Source organism: Saccharicrinis carchari (genome assembly GCF_900182605.1).
Taxonomy (GTDB): domain Bacteria; phylum Bacteroidota; class Bacteroidia; order Bacteroidales; family Marinilabiliaceae; genus Saccharicrinis; species Saccharicrinis carchari.
This window is the reverse complement of record NZ_FXTB01000001.1, coordinates 982,619-1,008,500: the sequence shown is the minus strand read 5'-3', so window position 1 is coordinate 1,008,500 and position 25,882 is coordinate 982,619. Positions and strand designations below refer to the sequence as shown.

Annotated in this window: 22 protein-coding genes; 8 read left to right on the top strand and 14 right to left on the bottom strand. The window is 40.6% G+C overall.

From position 1 onward, the window contains the following. Window positions 1–21 precede the first annotated feature (21 nt). From FN809_RS03565 to gcvT, 3 genes are all read right to left on the bottom strand, one after another. On the bottom strand, window positions 22–936 hold the full coding sequence (locus FN809_RS03565; RefSeq protein WP_142532079.1) for an NAD(P)-dependent oxidoreductase: 915 nt from the start codon (window positions 934–936) through the stop codon (window positions 22–24). 27 nt (window positions 937–963) lie between these two features. After that, complete coding sequence (gene serC / locus FN809_RS03560) at window positions 964–2,034, bottom strand: 3-phosphoserine/phosphohydroxythreonine transaminase (RefSeq protein WP_142532078.1); 1,071 nt, start codon at window positions 2,032–2,034, stop codon at window positions 964–966. Between the two features lie 135 nt (window positions 2,035–2,169). Beyond that, window positions 2,170–3,258, bottom strand: coding sequence for a glycine cleavage system aminomethyltransferase GcvT (gene gcvT / locus FN809_RS03555; RefSeq protein ID WP_142532077.1), 1,089 nt, complete (start codon window positions 3,256–3,258; stop codon window positions 2,170–2,172). A 272-nt stretch (window positions 3,259–3,530) separates the two neighbouring features. On the opposite strand from gcvT, the gene FN809_RS03550 reads away from it, so the two are divergent. Further along, window positions 3,531–4,010, top strand: a complete 480-nt coding sequence (locus FN809_RS03550) for an Hpt domain-containing protein (RefSeq protein ID WP_142532076.1) — start codon at window positions 3,531–3,533, stop codon at window positions 4,008–4,010. 15 nt (window positions 4,011–4,025) lie between these two features. Then, window positions 4,026–4,352 (top strand): STAS domain-containing protein, encoded by a 327-nt coding sequence (locus tag FN809_RS03545; RefSeq protein ID WP_142532075.1) that lies wholly within the window; start codon window positions 4,026–4,028, stop codon window positions 4,350–4,352. A 954-nt stretch (window positions 4,353–5,306) separates the two neighbouring features. Here FN809_RS03545 and FN809_RS03540 read toward each other — a convergent pair. From FN809_RS03540 to FN809_RS03505, 8 genes are all read right to left on the bottom strand, one after another. Next, entirely contained in the window at window positions 5,307–6,056 is a 750-nt protein-coding gene (locus FN809_RS03540; protein WP_142532074.1) for a tetratricopeptide repeat protein, read from the bottom strand. Window positions 6,057–6,063: 7 nt separating this feature from the next. Beyond that, window positions 6,064–7,908, bottom strand: coding sequence for a BatD family protein (locus tag FN809_RS03535; RefSeq protein ID WP_185957423.1), 1,845 nt, complete (start codon window positions 7,906–7,908; stop codon window positions 6,064–6,066). A 119-nt stretch (window positions 7,909–8,027) separates the two neighbouring features. Beyond that, the gene (locus FN809_RS03530) at window positions 8,028–8,750 is read right to left on the bottom strand and encodes a tetratricopeptide repeat protein (protein ID WP_142532072.1); all 723 of its coding nucleotides are present in this window, start codon (window positions 8,748–8,750) and stop codon (window positions 8,028–8,030) included. Next, a complete protein-coding gene (locus FN809_RS03525) occupies window positions 8,747–9,787 on the bottom strand; it encodes a vWA domain-containing protein (RefSeq protein ID WP_142532071.1) in 1,041 nt (346 codons plus the stop codon). The genes FN809_RS03530 and FN809_RS03525 overlap by 4 nt, the downstream gene beginning before the upstream one ends. 60 nt (window positions 9,788–9,847) lie before the next feature. Continuing rightward, complete coding sequence (locus tag FN809_RS03520; RefSeq protein WP_221929346.1) at window positions 9,848–10,840, bottom strand: vWA domain-containing protein; 993 nt, start codon at window positions 10,838–10,840, stop codon at window positions 9,848–9,850. A 287-nt stretch (window positions 10,841–11,127) separates the two neighbouring features. Next, window positions 11,128–12,177 (bottom strand): hypothetical protein, encoded by a 1,050-nt coding sequence (locus FN809_RS03515; protein ID WP_246095423.1) that lies wholly within the window; start codon window positions 12,175–12,177, stop codon window positions 11,128–11,130. Next, window positions 12,177–13,043, bottom strand: coding sequence for a DUF58 domain-containing protein (locus tag FN809_RS03510; RefSeq protein ID WP_142532070.1), 867 nt, complete (start codon window positions 13,041–13,043; stop codon window positions 12,177–12,179). The genes FN809_RS03515 and FN809_RS03510 overlap by 1 nt, the downstream gene beginning before the upstream one ends. A gap of 164 nt (window positions 13,044–13,207) precedes the next feature. Further along, a complete protein-coding gene (locus tag FN809_RS03505; RefSeq protein WP_142532069.1) occupies window positions 13,208–14,203 on the bottom strand; it encodes an AAA family ATPase in 996 nt (331 codons plus the stop codon). A gap of 305 nt (window positions 14,204–14,508) precedes the next feature. Between FN809_RS03505 and FN809_RS03500 the strand changes: the two genes are divergently transcribed. Next, window positions 14,509–14,727, top strand: a complete 219-nt coding sequence (locus tag FN809_RS03500; protein ID WP_142532068.1) for a (2Fe-2S)-binding protein — start codon at window positions 14,509–14,511, stop codon at window positions 14,725–14,727. Window positions 14,728–14,880: 153 nt separating this feature from the next. On the opposite strand, the gene FN809_RS03495 is transcribed toward FN809_RS03500, so the two are convergent. Beyond that, window positions 14,881–16,131 carry a DUF1015 domain-containing protein gene (locus FN809_RS03495; RefSeq protein ID WP_142532067.1) on the bottom strand — a complete coding sequence of 417 codons (1,251 nt, stop codon included), beginning with the start codon at window positions 16,129–16,131 and terminating at the stop codon, window positions 14,881–14,883. A 103-nt stretch (window positions 16,132–16,234) separates the two neighbouring features. Continuing rightward, on the bottom strand, window positions 16,235–16,918 hold the full coding sequence (locus FN809_RS03490) for a DUF2293 domain-containing protein (RefSeq protein WP_142532066.1): 684 nt from the start codon (window positions 16,916–16,918) through the stop codon (window positions 16,235–16,237). Window positions 16,919–17,004: 86 nt separating this feature from the next. Between FN809_RS03490 and FN809_RS03485 the strand changes: the two genes are divergently transcribed. After that, entirely contained in the window at window positions 17,005–17,256 is a 252-nt protein-coding gene (locus FN809_RS03485) for a hypothetical protein (RefSeq protein WP_142532065.1), read from the top strand. 192 nt (window positions 17,257–17,448) lie between these two features. Here FN809_RS03485 and FN809_RS03480 read toward each other — a convergent pair whose 3' ends face one another. Then, window positions 17,449–18,264 carry a YoaK family protein gene (locus FN809_RS03480; protein ID WP_221929345.1) on the bottom strand — a complete coding sequence of 272 codons (816 nt, stop codon included), beginning with the start codon at window positions 18,262–18,264 and terminating at the stop codon, window positions 17,449–17,451. A 170-nt stretch (window positions 18,265–18,434) separates the two neighbouring features. On the opposite strand from FN809_RS03480, the gene FN809_RS03475 reads away from it, so the two are divergent. The 4 genes from FN809_RS03475 (at window position 18,435) to FN809_RS03460 (ending at window position 25,824) form a co-directional block, all read left to right on the top strand. After that, window positions 18,435–18,977, top strand: a complete 543-nt coding sequence (locus tag FN809_RS03475) for an RNA polymerase sigma-70 factor (RefSeq protein WP_246095421.1) — start codon at window positions 18,435–18,437, stop codon at window positions 18,975–18,977. A 313-nt stretch (window positions 18,978–19,290) separates the two neighbouring features. Next, window positions 19,291–20,328, top strand: coding sequence for a FecR family protein (locus tag FN809_RS03470; RefSeq protein ID WP_142532063.1), 1,038 nt, complete (start codon window positions 19,291–19,293; stop codon window positions 20,326–20,328). 285 nt (window positions 20,329–20,613) lie between these two features. Further along, window positions 20,614–23,934 (top strand): TonB-dependent receptor, encoded by a 3,321-nt coding sequence (locus FN809_RS03465; protein WP_185957422.1) that lies wholly within the window; start codon window positions 20,614–20,616, stop codon window positions 23,932–23,934. A gap of 306 nt (window positions 23,935–24,240) precedes the next feature. Beyond that, window positions 24,241–25,824: a RagB/SusD family nutrient uptake outer membrane protein gene (locus FN809_RS03460; RefSeq protein ID WP_142532061.1), complete on the top strand. Its 1,584-nt coding sequence runs from the start codon at window positions 24,241–24,243 to the stop codon at window positions 25,822–25,824. The last annotated feature ends 58 nt before the right edge of the window (window positions 25,825–25,882 follow it).

Sequence of the window (25,882 nt, the reverse complement as noted above, 5' to 3'; positions counted from 1 at the left end):
TGGTATCATCTACAGTGCGTATTAATTTACCTTGTAGGTAGTATTGCCGTTTTTAAGATAATCAACAATTTGGTTGGCAGCCGCTACACCTGCGTTAATATTGGCCTCGGCGGTTTGCGCCCCCATTTTTTTCGGAGTGAAAAAATATCTTCCTTCAAAGGGGGCAAAATCGTCTTTATTATCGGGCATAATGTCCGAGATGTAAGCAAAATCACTTCTATCCTTCATCAGCTTAACAATATCGGCGTGGATTACTTCTTTACGTGCAGTATTTATCAAAACCGCACCTTTAGGCATTCTGTTAAGCAATGCGTAGTTGATAGATTCTTTGGTTTTTTCAGTGGCCGGTATATGCAGCGAAACATACTGACAAGTGGAGTAGAGCTCTTCTACAGTATCAAGGGGGGTAACACCGTCGGCTTTTATTTTGTCGGCGCTTACAAATGGATCGAATGCATATACTTCCATTCCCATTCCCTTGGCAATTTTGGCCACGTAGATACCTACGTTTCCGTAGGCATGAATACCAATTTTTTTACCTCTAAGTTCTGTTCCGGCAGTTCCATTGTAGGCATTACGTACCATCGAAATCAGCATCCCGAAAACCAGCTCGGCAACGGCATTGGAGTTTTGACCCGGTGTGTTCATTGCCACCACATTGTTGGCAGTACAAGCATCTAAATCAAGGTTATCGTATCCGGCGCCTGCCCTTACCACAATTTTCAGGTTTTTGGCAGCGCGTACAACATCCGCATTAACATCATCCGAACGCACAATCATTGCTGTGGCATCCTTTACGGCTTCCAACAAAGCTGATTTATCGTTATATTTCTCAAGCAAAGCAAAATCGAAACCAGCGTTTTCAACAATTGTTTTTATTTGATCCACGGCAGCCTTAGCAAAAGGCTTTTCAGTGGCAACAAGTACTTTTGTCATAATAATTTTCTTGAATTCTTTTTGTTTTTAATGCTTGGCGGCAAATTCCTGCATGGCAGCTACCAATACTTCAATACTCTCTTTAGGCATGGCGTTGTAGGTAGAAGCCCTAAAACCTCCAACTGAGCGGTGCCCTTTAATGCCTACACATCCTTTGGAAGTGGCAAGCTGCATGAACTCGCCTTCCAGATCGGCATACTCATCCTGCATTACAAAGCAAATGTTCATAATGGATCTGTCTTCAGGATCCTCAACAGTAGCTTTAAAAAACTTGTTGCTGTCTATCTCATCGTATAAAACCGCAGCTTTTTCAATATTCTTTTTATTTATGGTGCTAATGCCTCCATTGTTTTTAAGCCAGTTTAATGTTTGTAACGCAGCATAAACAGGCAATACGGGAGGTGTATTGTACATAGAGGCGGCCGCTATGTGTGTGCGGTAATCTAACATGGATGGTATAGCCCTATCCATTTTTCCCAGTGCTTCTTCTTTTACAATAACCAGCGTAACACCTGCAGGAGCAAGGTTTTTTTGCGCTCCGGCATATATAAGGTTATATTTAGAGATGTCCACGGGACGAGAAAAAATATCGGACGACATGTCGGCTACCAACCGTACCCCAAGATCTAAATCGGTTTTAGTTTCTGTACCATAAATAGTATTGTTGGTGGTGAGGTGCAAGTAATCTAAATCAGATGGTACATCGAATTTTTTGGGGATATAATTGTAGTTTTTGTCTTTAGAAGAAGCGATCTCTATTACCTCACCAAATAACTTGGCTTCTTTTTGTGCTTTGGCAGCCCAGGCTCCGGTATTTAAATAACCGGCTTTGGTTTTTAGCAGGTTGTACGGAGCCATGCAGAATTGCGTGCTAGCGCCACCTCCCAAAAAAAGTACGTGATAACCTGCGGGAACGTGCAATAATTCTTTAACCGTAGAAATGGCCTCGTCCATTACCGCAACAAATTCTTTTGAACGATGCGATACTTCCATAACAGATAAACCTGTTCCGGCAAAATTAGTTACTGCTTCGGCTGTGTTTTTAATGGTAAATTCCGGTAAAATGGATGGTCCGGCGGAAAAATTGTGTTTTTTCATAAATTGAATATATTAAACTTACTTAAAGTAATTTGTAGTTCGCTGATGATTTATTCGCAAAAATAGAAAAATATAGAATTTAATCTGTGCGTAATTTACTATTTAATGATTTTTATCATTTATATTTCTCGATCATTATATAAATGGGGTTTTTACAATCTCGGCTTTTAGGGTTTTATTTCTCACCTTAATAAAAACTTCGGAACCCGGCTTAGCTTTTTCACTTTCCACGTAGCCCAGGCCTATCCCCGTTTTTAATACAGGCGATTGTGTTCCGGAAGTCACGCGACCTATCACCTTGTCCATGGCATCAACAATTTGGTATCCTTTACGTGGGATACCTCGGTCAATCATTTTAAAACCTTTTAAACGCTGCTTAACGCCATGGGTTTTCTGTGCCAGCAGGGTTTCCTTATCAATAAACTGTTTGTTGTCGGTAAATTTTGTAATCCATCCCAAGCCTGCCTCTATCGGAGAGGTGGTTTCGTCGATGTCGTTGCCGTACAAACAGTAACCCATTTCTAACCGAAGGGTATCCCTGGCTCCCAGACCTACCGCTTGTATACCAAACTCTTTGCCCGCTTCAAATATTGCTTCCCAAACTTGTACCGCATCTTTGTTGTACATATATAACTCGAAACCACCGGCTCCGGTATATCCTGTATTAGATATAATCACTTCCTCTACGCCGGCAATTTTACCCTTTACAAAACTATAAAAAGGGATTTTGGATAGGTCAATATCCGTTACTTTTTGCAAAGTATCGATAGATTTTGGCCCCTGGATAGCCAACTGCGAGATAGCATCGGATGCATTTTCCAGTTCGGCTCCGGCAGTATTGTTTTTAACACACCAGTCCCAATCTTTATGTATATTGGCAGCATTTACCACCAGCAGGTACTTTTCCTCTTCGTACTTATAAACCAAAAAATCATCTACGATACCGCCTTTACCGTTAGGGAAATAAGCATATTGCGCCTGCCCCACATCAAGGTTGGAGGCATCGTTTGAACTAACTTTTTGTATAAAATCGAGTGCATTGGGTCCTTTAACCCAAAACTCACCCATATGCGATACGTCAAAAACACCTACTGCGTTGCGAACCTGAAGATGCTCAAGGCTTATACCTGTATATTCAATGGGCATTTCGTAGCCGGCAAAAGGCATCATTTTGGCATGTAGACGGTTATGGATGGCGTGGAATGCAGTTTTTTTAATGGTCATACCTTAGTTCGTTTTAATTGTCTTATATTTAATGTTTTTGTTGCTGATACAAATGTATACAATTGTTATTCCTTGCAATATGACAATTACTTTCTTTTTAGGTTTTGGCTAAATAATTGGGAAGGAGGCGCTAAAAATACAATATAGTATTTGTTTTTTTTAAAGAATATATATCTTTAAGTCCAATAAAGAATTATTAACTTACAGGTTTATGTTCTTATGATAAAAAAACATAGATTTGTAATCTATTTAAATATTAAAAGCCATGCTCTATGGAAGGGGATCTTAAATACGTCGATTTGACTTATCTTGAGGGGATTGCAGAAGGAGATACTGATATTATAAAAGAATTGGTAGAGATATTTATAGATCAGATCCCAGAGTTTACGGATGGCTTTACGGAAGGTATGCTAAACAATGATTGGATGAAAGTGGCAGCTATTGCGCACAAAGCCAAATCATCGGTTATGTCAATGGGGATGAAAGAGCTGGGTAATATAGACCTTAAAAATACGGAACTATTGGCTAAGCAGCTCCGTGTGATTGAACTATCCGAAAAGGAAAGCGTTACGCAAGAGCAGGAAGAGGAGATAAAAAAAATAAAATTAAATCTGGAGAGTTACCCTAAAGATAGAGTGGAGTGGGTGATTGAAAATGCAAACCGAGATGTTTTGCAAAATCTTATAGATAAATTTAACACCCTGTGCTTAAAAGCTGGGGATGAGCTGAGTACAGTGATAAGTACCTATTAAACCTTAAATACTCTTATGATTGAAACAAGAATGAATAACGGAATAGTAGTCGCCGGTATTAAAGATTCGGACAGACTTACTGCCGCAGTAGCGGATGATGTAAAAAGAGTGCTCACAAAAATAATATCCGAAAGCAATAGTAAAGTGGTGCTTAACTTGTCGAATATTCAATTTATCGACAGTAGCGGTTTTGGGGTGCTCATATCGGCTTTAAAAACAGCTCGGCAAAAAGATGTCCCCTTTGTTTTATGTTGCATCCACAAAGATGTGATGAGCCTGCTGACACTGATGAAATTGGATAAAGTGTTTGAAATATGTGAAGATGAAAGCATACTTGAATAAGGTAAGCAAGTAGCGTGTTTTATTGCTTTTGTTTATTGCCAGACTGGCTGTTTTCATAAAACCATTTCTTCCTTTACTTTGCCCTAGGTGCTTTGGTAATGAGGCTTAACGCAACGCACAACGATTGAGACCCAAACGAGACCTGAAATTCTATTGAATGAATAACCTGCACTAAATTCTAATTGGCTGACTTAAACGGTTTAATTTGATGTGTTTCGATAATATTTGAACTTGTTTCAGATAGGAACATAACACGACTTAACAATAACGGGATATTTATTTGTGTACCATTAATTACACCTTTAATTATGCCTTGATTATTGTTATTTGCAACACGATGCAGTAATTAAATTAACAGTAGCTAACTTCATTACTTAATCTGTTTATGTTGAAAATTTTATTATTGTAGAATGTGAGGTCTATAACCTACTTTTTCAAGGGAAGGTTTTGGAATACTAAAACGGAAGCAAGCATTCGGTTGTGCAAAATGTGCATTATCTTGCTTATCATACTTTTATAGCATTCATCAAACTGGTATTCTTAAAATGTCTGTTTACTTTATTGGTAAGTTTATATAGACGATTAAATGCCTCTGGCAGCATTTTAAAGTATTCAGATAATTTCCTGATCATATCTTTTGAAAGGCCTTTGTAATAAATTAAAATTTTAGATATAGTCCATTTCGATATATCCAAAATATCACCTCAATCCTCCGCCTTTAAATTGTGTTTTTACATCAAAGATTTAAATATTCAATTGGGTCTGAGGCTTTAAATGTGTTGTGTTCATTATCCTATTTTTCAATTAAAAGAGTAAGTCGATTAATTTCATCTTGAAATTGATTGCCATCTGAATTTTGGGGTAGATTTACCCGGATATTTCATTAAGAATAGAATAATAAACACTTATAATTTCAGGGGCTTGGTCACCTTTAATTCGGTTTTTTTTATTTTTTCAGATTATTTCAATAGCCGAAACGGGCAACCAGCCTTCACTGCCGTCACTTATCTCTATTTTGTTCCATTCGCCCAATTCTTCCAATATGTTTACTTTGGTTCCTTCGTGCAGGATAAAAAGATCGGTACCTCCTGCCGAGGGGGAGCTTTTAACGTTTACCGAAGGTTCAAAAATAATAGCACCATTGCGTTTGGTCAGTCGGTTTTTTTGTGATGACGAAAAATTAAATGCCACCATGGCACCCACAAATAAAAAGATGGCCAATGCAAATGTGGCTTGTTTTAGGTTTCGTGTACGTGAAAATAAAAAGATACCGAAACTAAATACAGCAAGAGCAAAAGCTACAATTGATATCATTGCCCAGGTATCGGACTTTGTTTTGTTTTTAAAATCGTTGAACCAGGTAATTAGAAAAAAATCACCGACCGTTTCTATTTTATCGGTTATCTGCATGTTGCTCATCTCCAGATTGTACCTAATGTCTTTGTCGTGTGGTGCAAGCAACAACGCCCGCTCATAGTTTAATATAGCCTGGGGCAATTGGCCCGATTTATAATACGCGTTGCCTAAATTATAATATAACTCGGCACTTTCTACCCCTGTTTTAAGTATATCGTTATAAGCCAAAACAGCTTCTTCGAACTTGCCATCGGTATAAAAGGCGTTTGCATCCTGGAATCTGTTATCCTGGGCATAAACCGAGGTAAACGACAACAGGATAAGCGTATATAGGATTAATTTCTTCATTGTTACTTTAGTTTTTAATTTGGTTGTCGAGTTGGCTAATGTTGGTCAGTGCACGTTGGTAAAGTTTATCCATTTGCTCAGCCCCTGCGGATCCGGGCGAGAAGCGGGCAAACTCACAAGTGTCGAGTATCGAAATCAGCTCTTGGCGTACCTCTGCATTAGCTCCTCTTTCTTCTATCAGCATACTTACTTTGTCCTTGTTCAGTTCGCTTACAGGTAAATAAAGCTTATCGCTTAAATAGGTGTACAAAGCCCTGAGTACTTCGTCGTAAAAGGCTTCATGATCTTTAGCCTTTAAGTAGGTGGACGATTTTTTCAAGCGTTTTTTGGCTATCTTATTGGCTCTTTTGTTTTTTGTTTGCAGCACATTGGCATTTTCGTGCATTCGCTTACGGTACAAAATAAATGCTAAAGCCAGCAATAGCAAAGGCACAATGTAACCCAGATAAAATAAAGTAGAACCAAATAAAAACGTACCTCGGGGTTTAAGGTGGGGATTACCGGTTTTGATAAAACGTATGTCCTTACCCACAAACCGTACATCTTCGCGGTTAACACCCGACGGGCTGTAGGTGCCGCCCGTATATTCCTGTCCATCTCCATTTTTTTCAACGGTTATGTTTATGGCTTGAGAACTTATTGTTTTAAAACTTTTGGTTTTATAGTCGAAATACGAAAACTTGAGCGGATCGATGGTGAAATTACCTGGGAAGCGGGGAATTATCAGATACTCAAAAGTTTTGCTTCCTTTCATTCCGGCAATGGTATTCTGAAAACTATTTTTCACCGTAGGATCAAAAATGTCAAAATCGCTGGGGAAATTCAACTCCGGTGCCGACATTAGTTTGTGGTTGCCCGTACCCGATACAACTACCTTGATGGTGATGCCATCGTTTACCTTCACCTTATCGGTGGAGGCAGAAACAGCCATGTTCAATTGGCCTACTGCTCCCGAAAAGGATTGCGGTTGGCCAGAAGGATAAGGTTTAACCTGAATTTTTATAGGATCAGATTTCACCCGTTTTTTTATTACCCGGTAGTTGTTATCAAAAAAATCGTCGAAAATACTTTGCGATCTGCGGCGTATGCGTTGCTTTATTAAAAATTCTATCTCGGTGGGTTCAATGGTTTGCGTTCCGGTATTTTGAGCATACAAAACTTTTTTCTCGAAAGTGCCAACCCGGTATTGCTTGTTGTTGATCACTTCATACGACCAGTCTATGTTACTGGCATCGGCCACATCCTGCACAATAAAGTTACGGAAATCGGGATGTTTGATATCAGATACATTGTCCAGATCGATGCGCGTGTATATTTTGGTTGTTAGCACAAGTGGTTCGCCCTGATAAATGCTGCTTTTGTTGTGGCTTACTTTAATAAAAAGATCGTCCTTGCTAAAAGAACCATCACCTGCCGAACTTTGTTGCTGTTGCTGCTGTTGCCGGGGTGCGGATCCGGATGTCCCCTTTACCACTTCAATATTCAATTTGTTACTCGAATATTTTCGCCCGTCAATGCTTATCTGTGCCGGTTCAATCACATAGTTACCCGGCTTGTCCGATTTTAAGATGTAAGTGTAGGTATATTGTTTGCTCCGCGTAACTTTACCATTGATTATTTGCGTACTGGAGCTTGTCATTACGCTGGGACCCATCAAAACGGTAAAGTCGGGCAGGGGGGGTAAGCGCAAGTCACTGCCTTCTTCGTTGACCGAATATACCAGCTGAAATTTCTCTCCCGACAATACTGCTTGCTTGGCCTGTGCCGAAAACTGTATGTCCTGGGCGCTAAGGCTATTAAAAGCACTAAGCAACAGAAGCCCGAATAATATATATTTTAATTTGTGCATCATCTCCATATTGTAATTCTTCGCAAAAATAGCACATAATTCTAAATGTGCCGTGGTAATGTAAATAGTGCTACAAAGGAATCAGTTTTTTGTAGTCAAGGTTTCTTTATTACAAAGACCTATTACCAGTTTTTCTCGATATTTTTAGCAGGTGCTCCTTTAATTTTTCTTTTTTCGTCCTGAAGCTCCTGTTCGTCCTGATCCAGTGCATTGAGGATACGCTCAGCCGCTTCTTTGGATATTTGATTTTCCTGTTGTTCCGGCTTATTGGCCTGATCTTCTTTATTCTGATCTTGTTTTTGCTGCTCCTGATCCTTTTTTTTCTGGTCTTTTTTATCCTGCTCCTCCTGTTCCTGATCTTTTTTATCCTGCTCCTGTTCCTGCTCTTGATTTTGGTCTTTATTTTGATCTTGCTGCTCCTTCATTTTCATGGCTGCAATCAAATTATACCGTGTTTCGTCATCTAAAGGGTTGTTGCGCAGGGCTTGTTTATACGCATCAATGGCCTTATCTATTTCTTTTTTAGTAATATAGGTGTTGCCAATGTTGTGCCATAGTTCGGATTTTTGCACTTTAGTGAGTCCTTCCCGGCTTATACTTTGGAACTGATTATAGGCCTCTTCGTATTTTTCTTGTTTAAAATAGGCATCACCCAGGTTAAATTCAGCCTCGAACGACGACTTTCCTTCTTTAAGTTTATCTAAAGCTTTCTTGTATTCAATCTCGGACTCGATAAACTTCCCTTCGTTGTATTGGTCGTTTCCGCTGCGTATATGTTTGCGTTCCTTTTGGGCAAATGTTTGTGCCGCAATTAATATCAATAGGATACTCAGTAAGCTTCTCATTTTTTATCCTCCTCTTCAAACAATTTAATTTTGCTTAAATATTTGTTTTTCCGTTCTAATACTATAAAATCTATCAACAACATAATCAGTGCTATCAGTGCTATATACTGAAACTGGTTTTCGTAGTCGGTATAAATCTTAGCCTCCATTTCTGTTTTTTCGAGTTTAGAGAGGTAGTCAACTAAATCGTTTATTCCCTTACGTATATTGTTGGCGGGTATAAATTCGGCATCCCCTGCTTTAGCAATTTCAACCAACATGGCTTCGTCGAGTTTGGATATCACCACGTTGCCCTCCCGATCCTTCATAAAATTATTTTTTCCACCACCAGGTATGGGGATGGGTGCCCCCTTGGGTAATCCCATCCCTACGGTATAAACCTTTATGCCTTTTTCTACGGCTGCTTTAGCGGCACCGATGGCATCGTCTTCGTGATTTTCGCCGTCCGTGATAACTATGATGGCTCTGTTAACGTTTTCCTGCGCACTAAAAGAGCTCATGCTACGCCGAATGGCCGCCCCGATAGCGGTCCCTTGCGTTGGTACTATGTCGGTATTAATGGAAGAGATAAACATTTTTGCCGAGGGATAATCAGTAGTGATGGGCAACTGTGTATACGCTTCTCCGGCAAAAACAATCAATCCCACCTTATCGTTCTGTAATTTGTCAACCAATTGATAAATGGCTCTTTTTGCCCTGTCGAGTCTGCTGGGTGCAATGTCTTGCGCATTCATGCTGTTACTCACATCTAAAGCTATCATTATTTCGATGCCCTTACGTTTTACCGTTTGAAGCTTTGTACCAAACTGTGGCCCTGCCAAGGTAAAGATGATGGCGCTAAGTGCCAGCAGTATCAAATAAAATTTGATGACCGGACGAATAGCTGAGACTCCCGGCATAAGCGGCTCCAGCAGCTCGGGATTGCCAAAACGTTGCAAAGCCCGTTTGCGCTTACGAGCTATCAACAGACTGGCAAAGGCCAATACGGGAATTAGAATCAGCAAGTATAAAAAATCGGGATGTTCAAATCTAAACATGGTGTTTTATAATTAATGCAAAGAAATTATCATTAGTTGAGTTTTTATGCGGCGAATCCGTTATGGCAGATTGCGCAACACAGTACTTTTTAAAAACACTTCCGTTAATACACATACAGCAGCTAAAATAGCCCACAGCATATACTCTTCGGAGTGTTTGGTATATTCTTTAACTTCTATTTTGGTTTTCTCCAGCTGGTCAATCTCCTCGTATATTTTTCTAAGGCCGCTTTTATCAGTAGCCCTAAAGTATTTTCCATCGGTTATACTCGAAATCTGTTTCATCATCTCTTCATCTATCCGTACTTCCTCTTCTACAAGCCGGGTACCGTAAGGCGTTTGTACGGGTCGTTGCGCTACGCCTTGTGTTCCAACGCCAATGGTATACACCCTAACGCCAAATGTTTTGGCTATTTCGGCTGCTGTGAGAGGTGCCACCTCGCCGCGGTTGTTTACACCGTCGGTTAACAGAATAATTACCTTCGATTTCGCATCACTGTCCTTAATACGACTCACTGCTGTAGCCAGCCCTAAACCTATGGCAGTACCGTCTTCTACCATATGGGTAGTAATGTCGGCCATCATATTCACCAGCACTTTTTTGTCGGTGGTAAGCGGACATTGCGTAAAACTTTGTCCGGCAAATATTACAATACCAATTTTATCGTTTTCGCGTGCCGACATAAACTGTATCGCTACTTCTTTAGCCGCTTCCAGTCGGTTGGGCTTAAAATCCAGTGCCTCCATACTTGATGATATATCCATCGCCATCATAATGTCGATACCCTCGGTAACCACGTTGTGCGAACTGTTGGACGATTGCGGGCGCGCCAGTACAATTACCAGAAAAAGTATGGCCAACGATCTCAACACAATAGGCAGATGCCTTAAATATACTTTCCAGCTCACAGGCGCCTTTTTAAATCCTTTAAGCGATGATATTTGCAGCGAGGCTTGGGCGCTTTTGTGTTTCCAGACATACCAGGCTACCATGGGCAACACCAGCAACGCCAGATATAGGTAATTGGGATGTAAAAAAGTTATGTCGTTCATTGTAAATAATCTTCTGTAACTATATTAATTAAACTGTCCTGGTTTTTCTTAGCCCAAATAATTGGCTATGCCTATCCTTATTTCAAAAATTATCTCTGTCACCGATAGTGACTATGTTCGGCATCCAGAAATAAAATCAGCGAGCAGGCTGTCGATTTTCAATTCGGTAAAAAACTTTTTCCAAAAGTTTGACTTCAGCTGTATCGGGATTCACCCCGTAAAAACGACGGGCAGGCTCTGAAATTTATTCATATTTAATAAAAGATGAATCGTTCAGCTTAAATATGCTATTTATCGGAAACCGTTATACTGGTTTCGGCTTCTTTAGCCAGCATTTCTTCTTTTTCTTCCTCCAGGGGTTTTATTTCTTCTTTTTTGGTCTGGTTTACAAAAAAGTAGGCATTCATCAAACTTATCCCGTTTTCGTCGGGTAAGGGAGTAAACTTGGCAAACTTAACCAAGTCGGCCAGTTCGAGTACTTGCTTTAGTTGCTCCATCGATTTAGGCCCAATCTCCAGTTTGCTGAGTGAGTCGAATATCTCCTGTGATGTTTGTTCCATGGCCGGTTTTTCGTAACGCTTTTCGATGTAGTTACGAATAGTGTCGCTTACCTGGGTATAAAACTCCTTCACTCTATTATGTTCCCAAAGTTTGGATGCTTTAATTTTATCGAGTTCGCGCAGTGCGATAATGTGAGCCGGTTCTTCGGGTTTGGCTTTAATCAACGATAATCCACCTTTGGTGTGCTTATTACGTAAGTACAGAAAAAGCCATATCAGGAGTGCCAAGGCTATTGCGATTCCCCCGTATAAGTAAATATAGTGTAGTACTTCGCTCAATTTAAATGGCGCCTCCTGCGGCCCTTTAATATCCATCACCCCTTTTTCGGGGTTAACCTCTTTAAAGGGGTTAACCACCATCAAACTCAGTGCATTAGACGAAGCGATGTTTTTTGCTTCCTGCTGAATAACCTCTATTTGTATGGGCGGAATGTAATGTAATCCGCTATCGAATGAGGTAATCCGGTACAGTTGAGAAAGTACCAGACGGTTATTGTCTATCTTCATACTGTCCACCCCGCCTTTATCCACTATCTCGATATTTTTGGTGATGGTATCGGTAAAAAACGGAAAATTGACGATTAATCCTTCCGGTTGACTTACCTCCAACTTTAAGTCTATTTGTCCGCCAATAACAATCATGGTACTATCCAATGTGGCCGTTACATTTACTTGTTGCGCTTGCATAGCAAAACTCATAGCCGAAAGCAGCATGGCCACAAAGCTAATTTTTAAGCCAAAACGTTTCATCGTATTTAAAATTACCATTCCGCTCATCACATTCGTTTTTTAAATAAGTACATCAACGATTTCACATAATCCTCGTCGGTACGGATAGAGGTATTGTCGATACCGCACTTGCGGAATATGGCTTGTGTGCTTGCATCACTGTCTCTCCACCATTGGGCATAGGCCTCCTGTACACTTTTGTTTGAGGTGTCAATCCAGGAATAGTTGTCCGTTTCGGCATCCTTCATTTTTACCAGACCAACGGCGGGCATTTCTGTTTCGCGTTTGTCGTAAATTTTTAGCGCCACCACATCGTGTTTTTGATTGGCAATTTTAAGTGCGTTCTCAAAGTCGTCATCCATAAAATCGGAAATCACAAATGCTGTACACCTTTTTTTTATGGCATTGGTGAGGTAGCGCAAAGCTTCGGCAATGTTGGTGGTACGGTTATCGGGTGTAAACGAAATCAACTGGCGGATAATATGCAAAATGTGTTTACGTCCTTTTTGGGGAGTGATAAACTTTTCTATCTTATCCGAAAAAAAGATAACACCTATTTTATCATTGTTTTGTATAGCCGAAAAAGACAATACAGCAGCTATTTCGGTGATAATGTTTTTCTTGTATTTAAATGAGGTTCCAAATTCCCGCGAACCTGAAACATCAATGAGCAGCATCACCGTCAGTTCCCTTTCTTCCTCAAATATTTTAACATAGGGATGGTTGAAGCGCGCAGTAACATTCCAGTCGATATTCCGTATGTCGTCGCCGTATTGGTACTCGCGCACTTCGCTAAAGGTCATACCACGACCTTTAAATGCCGAATGGTACTCGCCTGCGAATATATTATTGGAAAGCCCTCTGGATTTTATTTCTATCCGTCGTACATTTTTTATTAGATCTGCTGTATCCATGTTTTTTTGCTGTAATGATCGGTATTCAGTTATCAGTCATCCGTTGCAACAATGTGACATCCCGTCATCTTAATCTAATGAATTTACTGACGAGAAATTAGTTGGCAATGAATAGTTTATAGCTCGCTAAAGCTTTAAACATGTCACTTTTAACTCTTCACCCTTTAAGGAACTTCCACCGTATTTAATATGTCGTTGATCACATCTACCGAAGTAATATTATTGGCCTCCGCCTCGTAAGAGAGTCCAATCCTGTGGCGCATCACATCGTGGCAAACAGCGCGAACATCTTCAGGTATCACATACCCCCGGCGTTTGATAAAAGCATAGGCCTTAGCTGCCATTGACAGGTTGATACTGGCACGAGGCGAACAACCGTACGAAATCATCTCCTCATATTTCTCTAGTTTATATTGCGATGGGAAACGAGTAGCAAAAACAATATCAACGATGTACTTTTCAATTTTTTCGTCCATATAAACATCCTTTACCACTTTACGGGCGCGGAGGATATCCTCGGGTTTTAAAATGCACGATGCTTTAGGGAATGATTGTGCCAGATTGTGTCGGATAATCATTTGTTCCTCCTCTTTTTTGGGATAGTCGATAACAACCTTGAGCATAAACCGGTCAACCTGTGCTTCAGGAAGAGGGTAAGTTCCTTCCTGCTCAATGGGGTTTTGCGTGGCCATCACCAAAAAGGGTTCTTGCAATTTGTGCGTGGTTTCGCCAATGGTTACCTGACGCTCCTGCATGGCTTCAAGTAAGGCGCTTTGTACTTTGGCCGGGGCACGGTTTATTTCGTCGGCCAGTACAAAATTGGTGAAGATAGGCCCTTTTTTAATAATAAACTCTTCGTTCTTTTGGCTATAAATCATCGTACCCAAAAGGTCGGCAGGCAGCAAATCCGGTGTAAATTGTATCCGGCTAAAATCGGCATCCACAATAGTGGCTAAGGTGTTGATGGCTAATGTTTTTGCTAATCCCGGCACTCCCTCCAGCAGGATGTGGCCATCGCTCAACAAGCCAATTAACAAACCCTCTACCAGATGTTTTTGGCCTACGATGACCTTGTTCATTTCAATGGTCAACAAATCTACAAACGAACTTTCGTTTTTTATCCTTTCGTTTAACTCCCTAATATCAACAGATTGCTCCATGGGTATATTGTTATTGTTAATTAAATAATGCTTTTTTCAATGGATTTCAAAATTAGTTTTTTAATGTCCAGTGGAGAGTTCAGGACTGTTAAAAGATGTTAATGAATTGTTCTGATGACCTATAAATAGTATAATTTAACACTTCCTTAACTTATTGTATGGATTGCTTTAACGCTTTGAACTAATTTGGCAAAGTTTGGTTTAAAGTAATAATTCATTTAAGATAATCAAGCGCATGGATTGTGTTGAAATGATTAAGTGCGTCCATGGTTGTTTGTAACAGACATTAAATAAAACAAAAAATAATGAGCAAATTTAAAGATAGAGATTTTGTATGTAAGCATATGATGCTCCGAAAGCAGGATTTGGTAAAAGCCATACACGATAAACAACTAAAAACGGTGGACGATGTGCAGGATGAGACCGGTGCTGCCACCATTTGCGGAGCTTGCTACGATGATGTGGAGGAGATATTGCATGAAGAACTGGAAAAAGAAAGGAAGTTGAAATTGCTTCGCGGATAGGTTCACAGAACTTTAAAAGCCAGGAGACGGTGGCCGATGATATATAAAAAAGGAGGTGAGCATAGCGCCACCTCCGTGTACAAAACATTGTAAATGATGTATTTCGATTCCATCTAAATTAAAAGCAGCTTCTGCCATTAAACGAGGGAATATTTAATCGAGCTTATGGATCACCAATCCCGATCGTAGCTTAGGTTCGAACCAGGTAGTTTTTGGCGGCATGATGTTGCCTGTGTCGGCAATATCGATAAGCTGCTGCATGCTAACCGGATACATGGCAAAAGCCACTTCCATTTCACCACTGTCCACTCTTTTCTTCAATTCGCCAAGACCACGAATACCGCCAACAAAATCAATCCGTTTATCGGTACGTAAATCTACTATGCCTAAAATTTTATCTAAAACAAGATCCGATAATACCGTTACATCCAATACGCCAATAGGGTCTTTGTCGTTATAGGTGCCCGGCTTGGCATTCAATTTATACCAATGCCCATCTAAATACATCGAAAATTCGTGCAAGGCAGTAGGTTTAATGATTTCTTTTGCAGCCGGCCCCACCTCAAAGCTTTCGCTTAGCTTATGGATAAAGGATGCCTTGCTCAGACCGTTCAGATCTTTTACCACACGGTTGTAATCGATAATTTTAAGTTGTGTATCCGGAAAATGTACCGCCAAAAAGAAGTTGTAGTTTTCTTCCCCGGTATGATTGGGATTCTGTTCGCGTTTTTCTTTGCCCACCAAAGCGGCTGCGGCAGTTCGGTGATGGCCGTCGGCAACATAGGTGGCAGGTACTTTGTTAGCGAAAAGCTGCTCGAGATGCTGATTGGTTTGGGCATCCTTAACCACCCAGAAATGGTGTCCGAAACCATCCTCGGCGATAAAATCGTATTCCGGTTTTTGCCTGGCTACAATGTCTTCAACTATTCGGTCTATCTCTTTTACATTAGGATAGGTAAAAAAAACAGGCTCAATATTGGCATTGTTAATGCGTACATGCACCATGCGGTCTTTTTCTTTCTCGCTGCGCGTAAGCTCATGTTTTTTAATGATGCCGTTTAAATAATCGTCAATGGATGCTGCACCCACTATGCCATACTGCGTTCGGCCGTCCATGGTTTGGGCGTAGATGTAAAAATGGGCTTCGGTATCTTGCACCAGCCAGCCCTTTTCCTGAAACAGCTTAAAATTCTGTACCGACTTATCATATACCTCTTGCGAGTGGATATCCGTATCCGCCGGACAATCTATTTCGCTTCGTGTAACATGCAGTAGCGATTCCGGTTTTCCCTGCGCCATGCGTGCCGCTTCCTCGCGGTTCATCACATCATAGGGTAGGCAGGCTAAGGTAGCTGCTATTTTTTGAGGAGGACGAAGGCCTTTAAATGGTTTTACTATTGCCATATGCTTTGGTTTTATACATTTTTTAAACGCTTTACAAGATAAGCACTAATTGTTGCAACACAAGGTGATTTTTGTCAAGTAGTTCGGAAGGAGTTTTATTTCATTATGGTGATATGATTTTATCCAGGGCTTTTTTTAAAGGGCAAGTGAACGGTATGGGCAAACCACGCCGATAGTTGTTCATTAAGCGTGTAGATTCTTGGGCCAGCATACGTCGCACTTCTCTTCTTTCGCCTTTTATACGGGCAATTTTCATGTGGTCGTAGGCCGTTGTTTGGTGGCGCATCCAGGCAATTACAGCACGTGCAGCCCGCTCATGGACGGGTATCATGGCGGTACGTGCTACGGTTCCGCTACCCACAGGTACTGCATGGCGTGTAACTAAAATGGCCATTGCCCGTGCAACAGGTGCATAATCGGAATGAAAGTTTAAGAATTTCTCCACCTCGGCACAGAATTCTATTTCATAGGCTTGTTGCTGTTTTTTGCGACGTTTGGCATTATATTCCTTTTTCTTTAGGTAATCATCGGTGCTTCGGGTAGCCTCCATTTCTTTTTTTGCCATTTCAATAACTTGGGTAGGTGCCCAAACACCTTTGGACATAATGCGACGACCTTTTTTAAATACTACCCGCCAATATTTGCCATTGGCCGTCACTTTTCGGGTCACCCCTGCATCGCCCGCAGGTAAAAAACTCCACTGCGAGGGAGGGCTCAAGAGCTGTCCTTTTGCATCAAATAATTGTCCGGTTTTATTGCTCGTGACGGTTAGGTTTTTTTCGCTCATTTTTTTTAAGCAAAGAAACGAAAAAACGGATCAATATGCTGTTAAAAAGGTAAGCGGAAAGACTACATTAAAGTAGAGCGAATAGTTTGAGGAAATATGAAAATTGCGCTATTGGGTGTACTTATAATTCGTGTCAGGGATTAGAAAAAGCGGCGATTTTTGCCCTTAATGCTTTTGAAATAGCTTTTTTAAATGATACCGGCGATTATCCGGTAACCAATCCTTTTACTGGTGTTGCTCCGGAGGCTACGGGAAAGGCATTGAGTGCTACGATGCCAATAACCATAGCCGTTAGAACATCCGAAATGGCTTACTTTGTTGTGAAGCTTGTTTTTTAAAGTGAAAAACTTGGTTTGGAAAGTAAAGTACTAATTTATTTTGTAATAATATATTTTTAAAGGTAGTGAAGCATAGCGTTTATTTTATCAATTGATACAGCGAAACGTGGTATGTTTTCCCCATAATTTTATTTAGTTCACAAAGTTATAAAGATGATAATTCGTTGTCATGAAAAAATACAGTCATAATAGTTAGGCAGACTTGTTGTTTACCCATCGGAACAGCTTTTTAACATTGTATTGCACATCATCCAAAAATAAACCTATTAGTAAAATGCCTGCAGCAAATAGTAGTACAAAGAATCCAATTTTATTATAGAGGATTACACCCACGAGACCACCTAAAAAGAAGAAGAAAATAATGTTTAACCTCAACTTTATGGTGGATACATTTTCACGATAAAACTGTTTCTGCGACGAAAACAATAAATGCGACAACTCCAGTCCCAAGTCAGTAAATAATCCGGTTAGGTGGGTGGTTCTTACAACTGCATCTGATATTCGGGTTACAAATGAGTTCTGTACGCCCATGGCAAACAGTAATAAGCATGCTATCCAACTTGGTGATATTGCAACATTGCTATACACCATAAAGGGAACAATAACAAGTATGGTAAACTCTAACAATGTGGGCAGTAAATATTTGTTTATTTTCCTGTGTATTCTTATCCATTCTATTAATACGCCCGAAGTAAATGAACCAACTAAAAATGAGGCGAGATAGCCTATATATATAAATACGATAGTCCAATCCATTGCATGCGTACCTAATATTAAGGTGGCAAAATGACCTGTAACATTTGAAGTGAGCGTATGTATACCTAAAAAACCTGTTATATTAACCAGGCCTGCAATAAAAGAAAGGGGCACGGCAATTCGCACATTGTGCCTGGGTGTGCGTGATTCTCCCTGGTGTCGGAACATTTTTAATTGATTTGAGGTAATTTGACTGTGCAGCACCGCGCAGCTTATGTTATGGGTTGCTGGCGTGCTGTATATCTGAAGCATACAAATATAATGTTTCGATAAGACTAAAGCATCTGAACTATTCAATTTAAGAGAAATTAACGTTGGAGTTGGAATTTTCAATAATCCTTTATACTATTGTGAAGGCTCTTTTTAAATCTACACGCAAACCCCACATGGAGCATATTCAACAGGCATATTGCAGGCGATTAATGAATAATGACAAAAGAGTGATTGATGAAATTTACAAGCAGTTTCATCATAAAATTTTTCGCTTTTCATTTTCGTTTTTAAAAAACGAAGAAGACGCCTACGATGTTGTTCAAGAGGTGTTTGTTAAATTTTGGGAGAAGCGCTCATCTTTAAATTCAGACAGTAATATAGAGGCCCTCTTCTTTACCATTGCAAAAAATACCATACTTTCAATATTTCGCAAGCGTTCTTCCGAACAAAAATACCTGAATTATTTAAAACAAACGGTGGATACCAACAGCTCAGGGACAAAAGAACAAGTCGATTACTTTTTTTTGAAGGAACAGTATGATAAGCTAGTTCCCCAGCTACCACCAAAACGAAAGGCCATTTTTTTATTGAGTAGGGAAAAAGGACTTTCTAATAAAGAAATTGCTAAACTTAAAGGAATTTCGGAAAAAACAGTTGAAGATCATATTACTAAAGCGCTCGCATTTCTTCGAAAAGATTTTTTGCTTTTTGGCGTATGGGCCGGGCTATACGTCAACCTATTTTTACAATAAATAACGCGCAAGTTTTTCCTTACTATTATTTTATTTCCTTATCAAGCCAATGGCCTGTTTCAGTGTAATCTACTGCATTGTGAGAAACGGTGACGGATCGGTATTGCGATTCAAAGAAATTATTTTTAAAAATAAAGCAGGGGTAGCATACAACTTGTGCGTTATACCTGTAATAAATGCGGAATACGTTAGTTGAATTCCAACTCGACAATTGTGTCGTTGAAAAAATAATAAGAATAAATAGTAAAAAAACAAGTAGAGAGCAGGGGTAAAAGGCGGCTTGTGCGTTTTACAGATATCAGAGCGATAAAATATGAAGAAGAAGATTGATAAATATATTGAGGGAAACTATTCCAATACAGAACTAAATGAGGTCATATCTATACTTAACGATAAGGAAGCTGAGCCGGAGTTGGAAAAAGTAATGCATGGATATTGGAAAAAATGTGGAAACGACCCTATCGGGGATGAAAAGCATTTCGATCGGATATTAAGTAAGGTACATCACCAAATTAACCTGTCAGCAAAACAAATATCAACCGGGCGCAAGGTCTATCTCCTGTTTTCGAAGATTGCTGCCATTGTGATGATACCTTTGTTGATGGCCTTAGTATATTATATTGGCAAAAGCACAAAGGATAACTATGTTGCCAGCAACAAAATTACAGTTCCGTTGGGAGCGGTAAGTCAATTAACCTTGCCCGATGGCACTTTGGTTTGGCTTAACTCAGGAAGCACCTTCACCTATCCGTCGTCTTTTAAAGCAAATGATATGCGCCTGGTTCAACTCGAAGGCGAAGCTTATTTTGATGTAGAGAATAATTCTGAGCTACCCTTTATTATAGACATGAACAACCTGGATGTAAAAGTAACCGGTACGGCCTTTAATATCCGATCGTACACCGACGAAAACCTGATGTCGGTGGCCTTGGTGGAGGGAGCCGTTGAAATAGGAGAACTAAACCAAACGGAAGGAATATTTAAAAATATAGCAGATTTAAACCCCAATGAGGTAGCTACTTTAAACAAAGCCAAAAATACTTTAGATATCAGCCAATCAAACAATATCAGTAAGTTTACATCCTGGAAATCAGGGCGTACCATATTTGATAATGACCCCATTGAGGTTGTAGTAGCCCGTTTTGAGAAACTGTACAATGTGGATGTAGTGATTGAAAATGATGAGCTTTTGGAGTACCGTTTTACTCTTACCTTTACCAATGAAACGCTGGAAAGGGCGTTGAAAATACTGCAGCTATCGTCGCCCATATCATCTGAAGTTATTGAACAGAATGAAAATAACGAGGGCGTATTTAGCAAGAGAAAAATAATTTTACGAAAGGCACAATGATAAGTACATAAGGTGAGTGCTAATTATTAACTAAATAAAAAAAATCTATGAAACGAAACGTACAAAAACCCCCTTAAAAAAAATGGAGAAATCAATGATGGTTAGGCCATTATTAAACTAATTAATATTAAATAAAAAAGGAGAGTGTTACCAGCACTCTCCCAAACGATTTTAACCTGCTGAAACAGGAAAAACCATAATTTAAAAACGCTCAAATATATGAAAAAAATGTCGAATTTTTGGAGAAGGAACTATGTACCTTTTTCAAAGCAAAACAGACGAGTTATGAAAATAACATTACTATTGATGTTGGGTGCGATATTTAGCCTGCAGGCTTCCAATAGTTACTCGCAAAACACCCGTATCACTGTGCGCGAGAGCAACACAACGGTTCGCGATGTGCTCAAAGTTATTGAAGATAAATCGGAATTTTATTTTGCCTATAACAACAAGCTTATTGATGTTGAACGACAGGTTGATGTAGATGTAGAAAAAGAAAAGATAAGTACTGTACTCGATCAGTTGTTTAGGGGCACCGATGTGACCTACGCCATACTCGACAGGCAAATTGTTTTGTCATCGGCTAAAGCGATGAGTGGTGTACAACAGGCCGGGCAGCGAACTATTACGGGTAAAGTACGCGATAAATTGGGCGAACCGGTTCCGGGTGCATCTATAATGGTGAAGGGCAGTACAATGGGAACCATAACAGATATGGATGGTAATTACAGTTTGAGCGAGGTGCCTGCTAATGCCACATTGGTGTTTTCGTTTATAGGAATGATAAACCAAGAGGTGGTCTTGTCCGGACAGTCAGTTGTAAATATCACCTTGGAGGAAGAAACCATAGGACTGGACGAAGTGGTGGCCATAGGTTATGGGTCAGCAAAAAAATCAGATCTTTCTTCATCTATAGCTACCGTTACCGGGTTGGATAAAATTAACAGTCGTGCCATTACAAGTCCATCGGACTTTCTGCAGGGAAATACGGCCGGTGTTACTGTAGTGCAGCAGGGTGGCGATCCAACTAAAACGGCTAAAGTAGTAATACGTGGTGTTGGTTCGGTTAGCGACGAGTCGCCATTGTGGGTGGTTGACGGAATGCCTTACTATGGCGGAGCAATCAACCCCAACGATATTGAAACAATGTCCATATTAAAAGATGCGGCTTCGGCTGCCATATATGGAGCACAGGCTGCTTCAGGTGTAATTGTTGTTACCACCAAAAGTGGTAAGAGTGGCAAGCCCAAGGTTAGCTTCGATTTTTTTACCGGTGTACAACAGGCCATGAACAAACCAACACCTTTGAATGCCGAGCAGCAGAGCTGGGCCTATAATACGGCAACCGATAATTCCGGTGCGTCGCGCTTACCGGCTCACGATGCTGCCCAAAATCCGTGGGGTGCTGTTACGCGTACCAATTGGGTGGATGCCATATTTAGGACAGCCAAAGTAAATAATGTAAATGCTTCTGTATCCGGCGGCGGTGAAAAGGGACGGTATATGTCTTCGTTCAATTACCAGGATAAGGACGGTCTACTAATAGGAACAAACTCAAAACGTTTTGCCCTCAGGTTAAAAAGTGCATATGATATTACGGATAAAATAACAGTAGGTGAGAATTTTTATATGGCTCGTACCGAAGCGGTAGGTGCCAATACCTCTTCCAGTTATTCCGGTGCGATTATTAACGCCATGTACATGCCTTCAGCTGCACCTATACGCGACGAACAAGGTAATTTTCATGGAGTTGCCCCCGAAGGTTCTGTATTTGCCGGTGCTTATGGCGATGTGTATAATCCCGTTGCCTTATTGAGCAGACCAAGCACAACGAATCCTATTACAAACATGAATGCGAACGCCTACCTGGATTATAAAGCCTTTGAAGGTTTCAAGTTCCGTACCTCGTTTGCTATCGACCTGAGAGATGACGATTATAAAAAGTTTACACCCAGGATACCGGAGTCCGGTCGTCGTACGGATATGAATTATATGGATCAATCCTGGTCTAATCGCAACAAATGGATCTGGGATAATCAGATTAATTACGAAAGATCTTATAAAAAACACAATTTTAACCTTACTGCAGTGTACTCGGCCCAGCATACCGATTATGAGTATAACGTGGTTAATGCACAGGATTTTGCACGCGAAGAAGAATGGTATCATTATTTAAAAAATGCGGGCGAAATAGTAGAGTGGGACAGTGATGTATATGAAGACGCTTTAACCTCAGCAATCGGCCGTTTCCGTTATAATTATGCCAGTCGTTATTTCTTCTCGGCCAGCATACGAAAAGATCGTTCGTCGCGTCTGGCAAAAGAAAACAATAGTGATGTTTTTTCTTCTCTTTCGGCAGCCTGGAGATTGTCCGAAGAGCCTTTCCTGAATGATGTAGATTGGTTGAGCTCCTTAAAACTGAGGGCTTCCTGGGGAGAGATTGGGAATATCCAGTCAGTGAATTATTATGCATATAACGTGCCCATGAGCTCCCACAGGCCTTACCTTGGTGAGAACCCGGCTTATCTTCCGGGATATTATGTGGCACAGCAATCGAACAGAGACTTGAAATGGGAGAGATCAGAAACCTACGATTTGGGTTTAGATGCTACTTTATTTGGCGGTCGCCTGGAATTGGTTGCCGATTATTTTGAGAAGACTACCCACGACATGATCCTGACAAATGCTGCAGATCCGCATACCGGTGTGAGCGATGGGCCAACTTCCAATGTAGGCAATGTTAAAAACAAGGGGTTTGAAGGATCTTTGATTTATAGGAATAACGATAGACAACTAAAATACTCCATAGGAGCTAATTTTTCGACGATAGATAATGAACTATTGGATCTGGACGGATATACCAGCGATTACATTTATCATAGCAACAATGTTCGCTCCTCTTTATTTCCGTTCCGTTCCGAGCCCGGGCAGCCTTTATATAGCTACCATTTGGTTACTTCGGAGGGTATTTTTAAAACACAGGCCGAAATAGATGCGCACACATTTAACGGTGCACCCATTCAGCCCAATGCCAAACCCGGTGATCTTAAATTTACCGATGCCAACAACGATGGAAAGATTTCGGACGAGGATAGGGTATTTCATGGTAACGCTTTTCCCACTTTTACCTATGCTTTCAATATTAACCTGGAATACAAAGGCTTTGACCTGGCTATTATTTTACAAGGAGTTGAAGGGTCGAAGGCGTTTAATGGATATAAGTACTCAACATACAATATGAGCGAACAAACTTATAATCGCGACAATCGTATTTTAGGTGCTTGGTCTACAAGTAATCCCAATTCAAATATCCCCAGGTTGCAAACCAGTGACGACAACAGAAACTTTGCTACCAACTCAACGTGGTATCTCGAAGATGCGTCGTACCTGCGTATGAAGAATATGACCCTGGGCTATACCGTTCCGCAAAATGTGCTCAATAAGGTAATTAAAGGTTCTAATCTGCGTATTTATGTTACAGCCGAAAACCTGTTTACCATTACCGATTATTCTGGATTGGATCCGGAAGTAGGCGGAATAGGACTTGATGTAGGTTCCTATCCGGTAGCGCGCACATTGTCAACTGGTTTGTCATTTACTTTTTAGCCTGAACTATTCATAAATTTTTTAAAATATGAATAAAGTTTAGGTTAACCCCGACATAGCGGAACTTTTATTTTTGAAAAAAAATTATTAGTGAAACTTAGTCGCTACCGGAGGTAGAAATAATTCAAGAAACAACGTTCGACATAGTCAATTATTTGGGTTAATTTGATTTGAAGAAAATGATTATTTTAAGAAGATTAAAAACGAAAACAATGATGAAACGAGCCATGACAAACCTTTCTCACACACGAGGAGGATTGAGTTTGGTGAGTTCCATGTGACCATTGAAAAACAAAATTTAGACACATGAAAAATATAAGAATATCGAATATTGTTGCCGCTGTGATAATGATTTTTACAGCCTGGGGATGCTCGGATAGCTTTACCGATTTAACCCCTAAGGGAAGTGCAACGGAAGGAAACTACTGGCAGACTCAGGATGATGCGCTGGCAGGAGCAAATGCCATGTATTATTACATGAAGGACGAAGATATGTTTGCCCGTGGATTTATGTGGTACATCAATGCCTCGGACGATATGATAACAGGCCGTAATAATGCGCGAGCCGATGCTGCCGTCAACTTTACCTTAAGTGGCGATGAGGGGTATTTTAGTTGGATGTATCCGCAGTCGTACAAAATTATCCGCAGAGCAAACGACGTGCTGGCACATGTGCCAAGCATTGAGATAGAGACATCGTTGAAAAACAGAATCTTGGGCGAAGCCTACTTTATGCGTGCTTTCCATTATTTTTGGCTGGCTCATACCTATGGCGATAACGGACCAAACGGTGGTGTACCTATCGTAACTGAAGAGAACATGTTTCAGGATCATTTTACACGGCCTGCCAGTGTAGTCGAAAACTACGAACACATCATCAGCGACCTGGAAAAGGCGGTTGAGATACTGCCCCTTTTCACCGCGTATGCCTCTGCCGATCTGGGACGGGCCCACAAAGATGCTGCACTGGCCTACATAGCTAAAACATACTTATATTGGGCACAGTACGATAACTCCAAGTGGGACAAAGTAATTGAGTATTGCGATAAGGTGACCAACTCCGGATCGGGCCGGAAAATCCTGGATACGGACAGTCCTGCAACTGATTTTGGGGATGTGTTCACCTACCAGCAAAATTATGGACCAGAGTACATTTGGTCGGTAGTTTCAGGAGTGGATGCCGGAAGCAAACTACCCGGGGTAATGCTCGAAAACAAAGGATGGGGCGATTACAATGGTTGGGGATACTATCAGCCAACGCTTGAATTGTATAATGCCTATGAACCGGGCGATATGCGCCGTAGCGAAACTATTTTGGAGTTTGGCCAGGAGTTTAAATGGTTCGGCGAAACCCGGAGATATACTTCGCAGAACTCACAATCGGGTTTTCAGTTTAACAAATATATGGACGCCTATGGCTATGAAAACCCTGTTGGAACAACCATCAATCCAAACGGAAATGCTCCAACAACTATTGCCAATGTGCCTATTATGCGTTACACCGAAATAGTATTGATGAAAGCAGAAGCCCTGCTTATGAAAAGCCAGAATGCCGATGCCGAAATAAATATGGTTCGTAACAGGGCTGGTTTGGCTCCTATTACCAATGCTGGCATGAGCGATTTAAAACAAGAACGACGTGTAGAATTCGCAGGTGAGTTTGCCAACAGGCACTTTGATTTGGTTCGCTGGGGCGATGCCGACGATACCTACAATATGCCCCTGCACGGTCGTGACCATGCTGATAAAACCGATCCTGATTCGCCATATACCGTAATCGAGGTGCTGGCTGCACGTTCACAATTCGATCCGACAGTACATCATGTATGGCTTATTCCCAACGATGATATTGCCATATCAGGAATACCTCAAAACGAAGGTTGGAATTAACAAGTGTAGTAGAGAAAGCCTGTAATTCAAGGCTTTCTCTACTCTTTTTTCGTTTGAA

Excerpts from the sequence above, each read along its gene's own strand:
- FN809_RS03565 (WP_142532079.1), bottom strand. The coding sequence starts at position 936 with ATGACAAAAGTACTTGTTGCCACTGAAAAGCCTTTTGCTAAGGCTGCC.
- serC (WP_142532078.1), bottom strand. The coding sequence starts at position 2,034 with ATGAAAAAACACAATTTTTCCGCCGGACCATCCATTTTACCGGAATTT.
- gcvT (WP_142532077.1), bottom strand. The coding sequence starts at position 3,258 with ATGACCATTAAAAAAACTGCATTCCACGCCATCCATAACCGTCTACAT.
- FN809_RS03550 (WP_142532076.1), top strand. The coding sequence starts at position 3,531 with ATGGAAGGGGATCTTAAATACGTCGATTTGACTTATCTTGAGGGGATT.
- FN809_RS03545 (WP_142532075.1), top strand. The coding sequence starts at position 4,026 with ATGATTGAAACAAGAATGAATAACGGAATAGTAGTCGCCGGTATTAAA.
- FN809_RS03540 (WP_142532074.1), bottom strand. The coding sequence starts at position 6,056 with ATGAAGAAATTAATCCTATATACGCTTATCCTGTTGTCGTTTACCTCG.
- FN809_RS03535 (WP_185957423.1), bottom strand. The coding sequence starts at position 7,908 with ATGATGCACAAATTAAAATATATATTATTCGGGCTTCTGTTGCTTAGT.
- FN809_RS03530 (WP_142532072.1), bottom strand. The coding sequence starts at position 8,750 with ATGAGAAGCTTACTGAGTATCCTATTGATATTAATTGCGGCACAAACA.
- FN809_RS03525 (WP_142532071.1), bottom strand. The coding sequence starts at position 9,787 with ATGTTTAGATTTGAACATCCCGATTTTTTATACTTGCTGATTCTAATT.
- FN809_RS03520 (WP_221929346.1), bottom strand. The coding sequence starts at position 10,840 with ATGAACGACATAACTTTTTTACATCCCAATTACCTATATCTGGCGTTG.
- FN809_RS03515 (WP_246095423.1), bottom strand. The coding sequence starts at position 12,177 with ATGAGCGGAATGGTAATTTTAAATACGATGAAACGTTTTGGCTTAAAA.
- FN809_RS03510 (WP_142532070.1), bottom strand. The coding sequence starts at position 13,043 with ATGGATACAGCAGATCTAATAAAAAATGTACGACGGATAGAAATAAAA.
- FN809_RS03505 (WP_142532069.1), bottom strand. The coding sequence starts at position 14,203 with ATGGAGCAATCTGTTGATATTAGGGAGTTAAACGAAAGGATAAAAAAC.
- FN809_RS03500 (WP_142532068.1), top strand. The coding sequence starts at position 14,509 with ATGAGCAAATTTAAAGATAGAGATTTTGTATGTAAGCATATGATGCTC.
- FN809_RS03495 (WP_142532067.1), bottom strand. The coding sequence starts at position 16,131 with ATGGCAATAGTAAAACCATTTAAAGGCCTTCGTCCTCCTCAAAAAATA.
- FN809_RS03490 (WP_142532066.1), bottom strand. The coding sequence starts at position 16,918 with ATGAGCGAAAAAAACCTAACCGTCACGAGCAATAAAACCGGACAATTA.
- FN809_RS03480 (WP_221929345.1), bottom strand. The coding sequence starts at position 18,264 with ATGCTTCAGATATACAGCACGCCAGCAACCCATAACATAAGCTGCGCG.
- FN809_RS03475 (WP_246095421.1), top strand. The coding sequence starts at position 18,435 with ATGAATAATGACAAAAGAGTGATTGATGAAATTTACAAGCAGTTTCAT.
- FN809_RS03470 (WP_142532063.1), top strand. The coding sequence starts at position 19,291 with ATGAAGAAGAAGATTGATAAATATATTGAGGGAAACTATTCCAATACA.
- FN809_RS03465 (WP_185957422.1), top strand. The coding sequence starts at position 20,614 with ATGAAAATAACATTACTATTGATGTTGGGTGCGATATTTAGCCTGCAG.
- FN809_RS03460 (WP_142532061.1), top strand. The coding sequence starts at position 24,241 with ATGAAAAATATAAGAATATCGAATATTGTTGCCGCTGTGATAATGATT.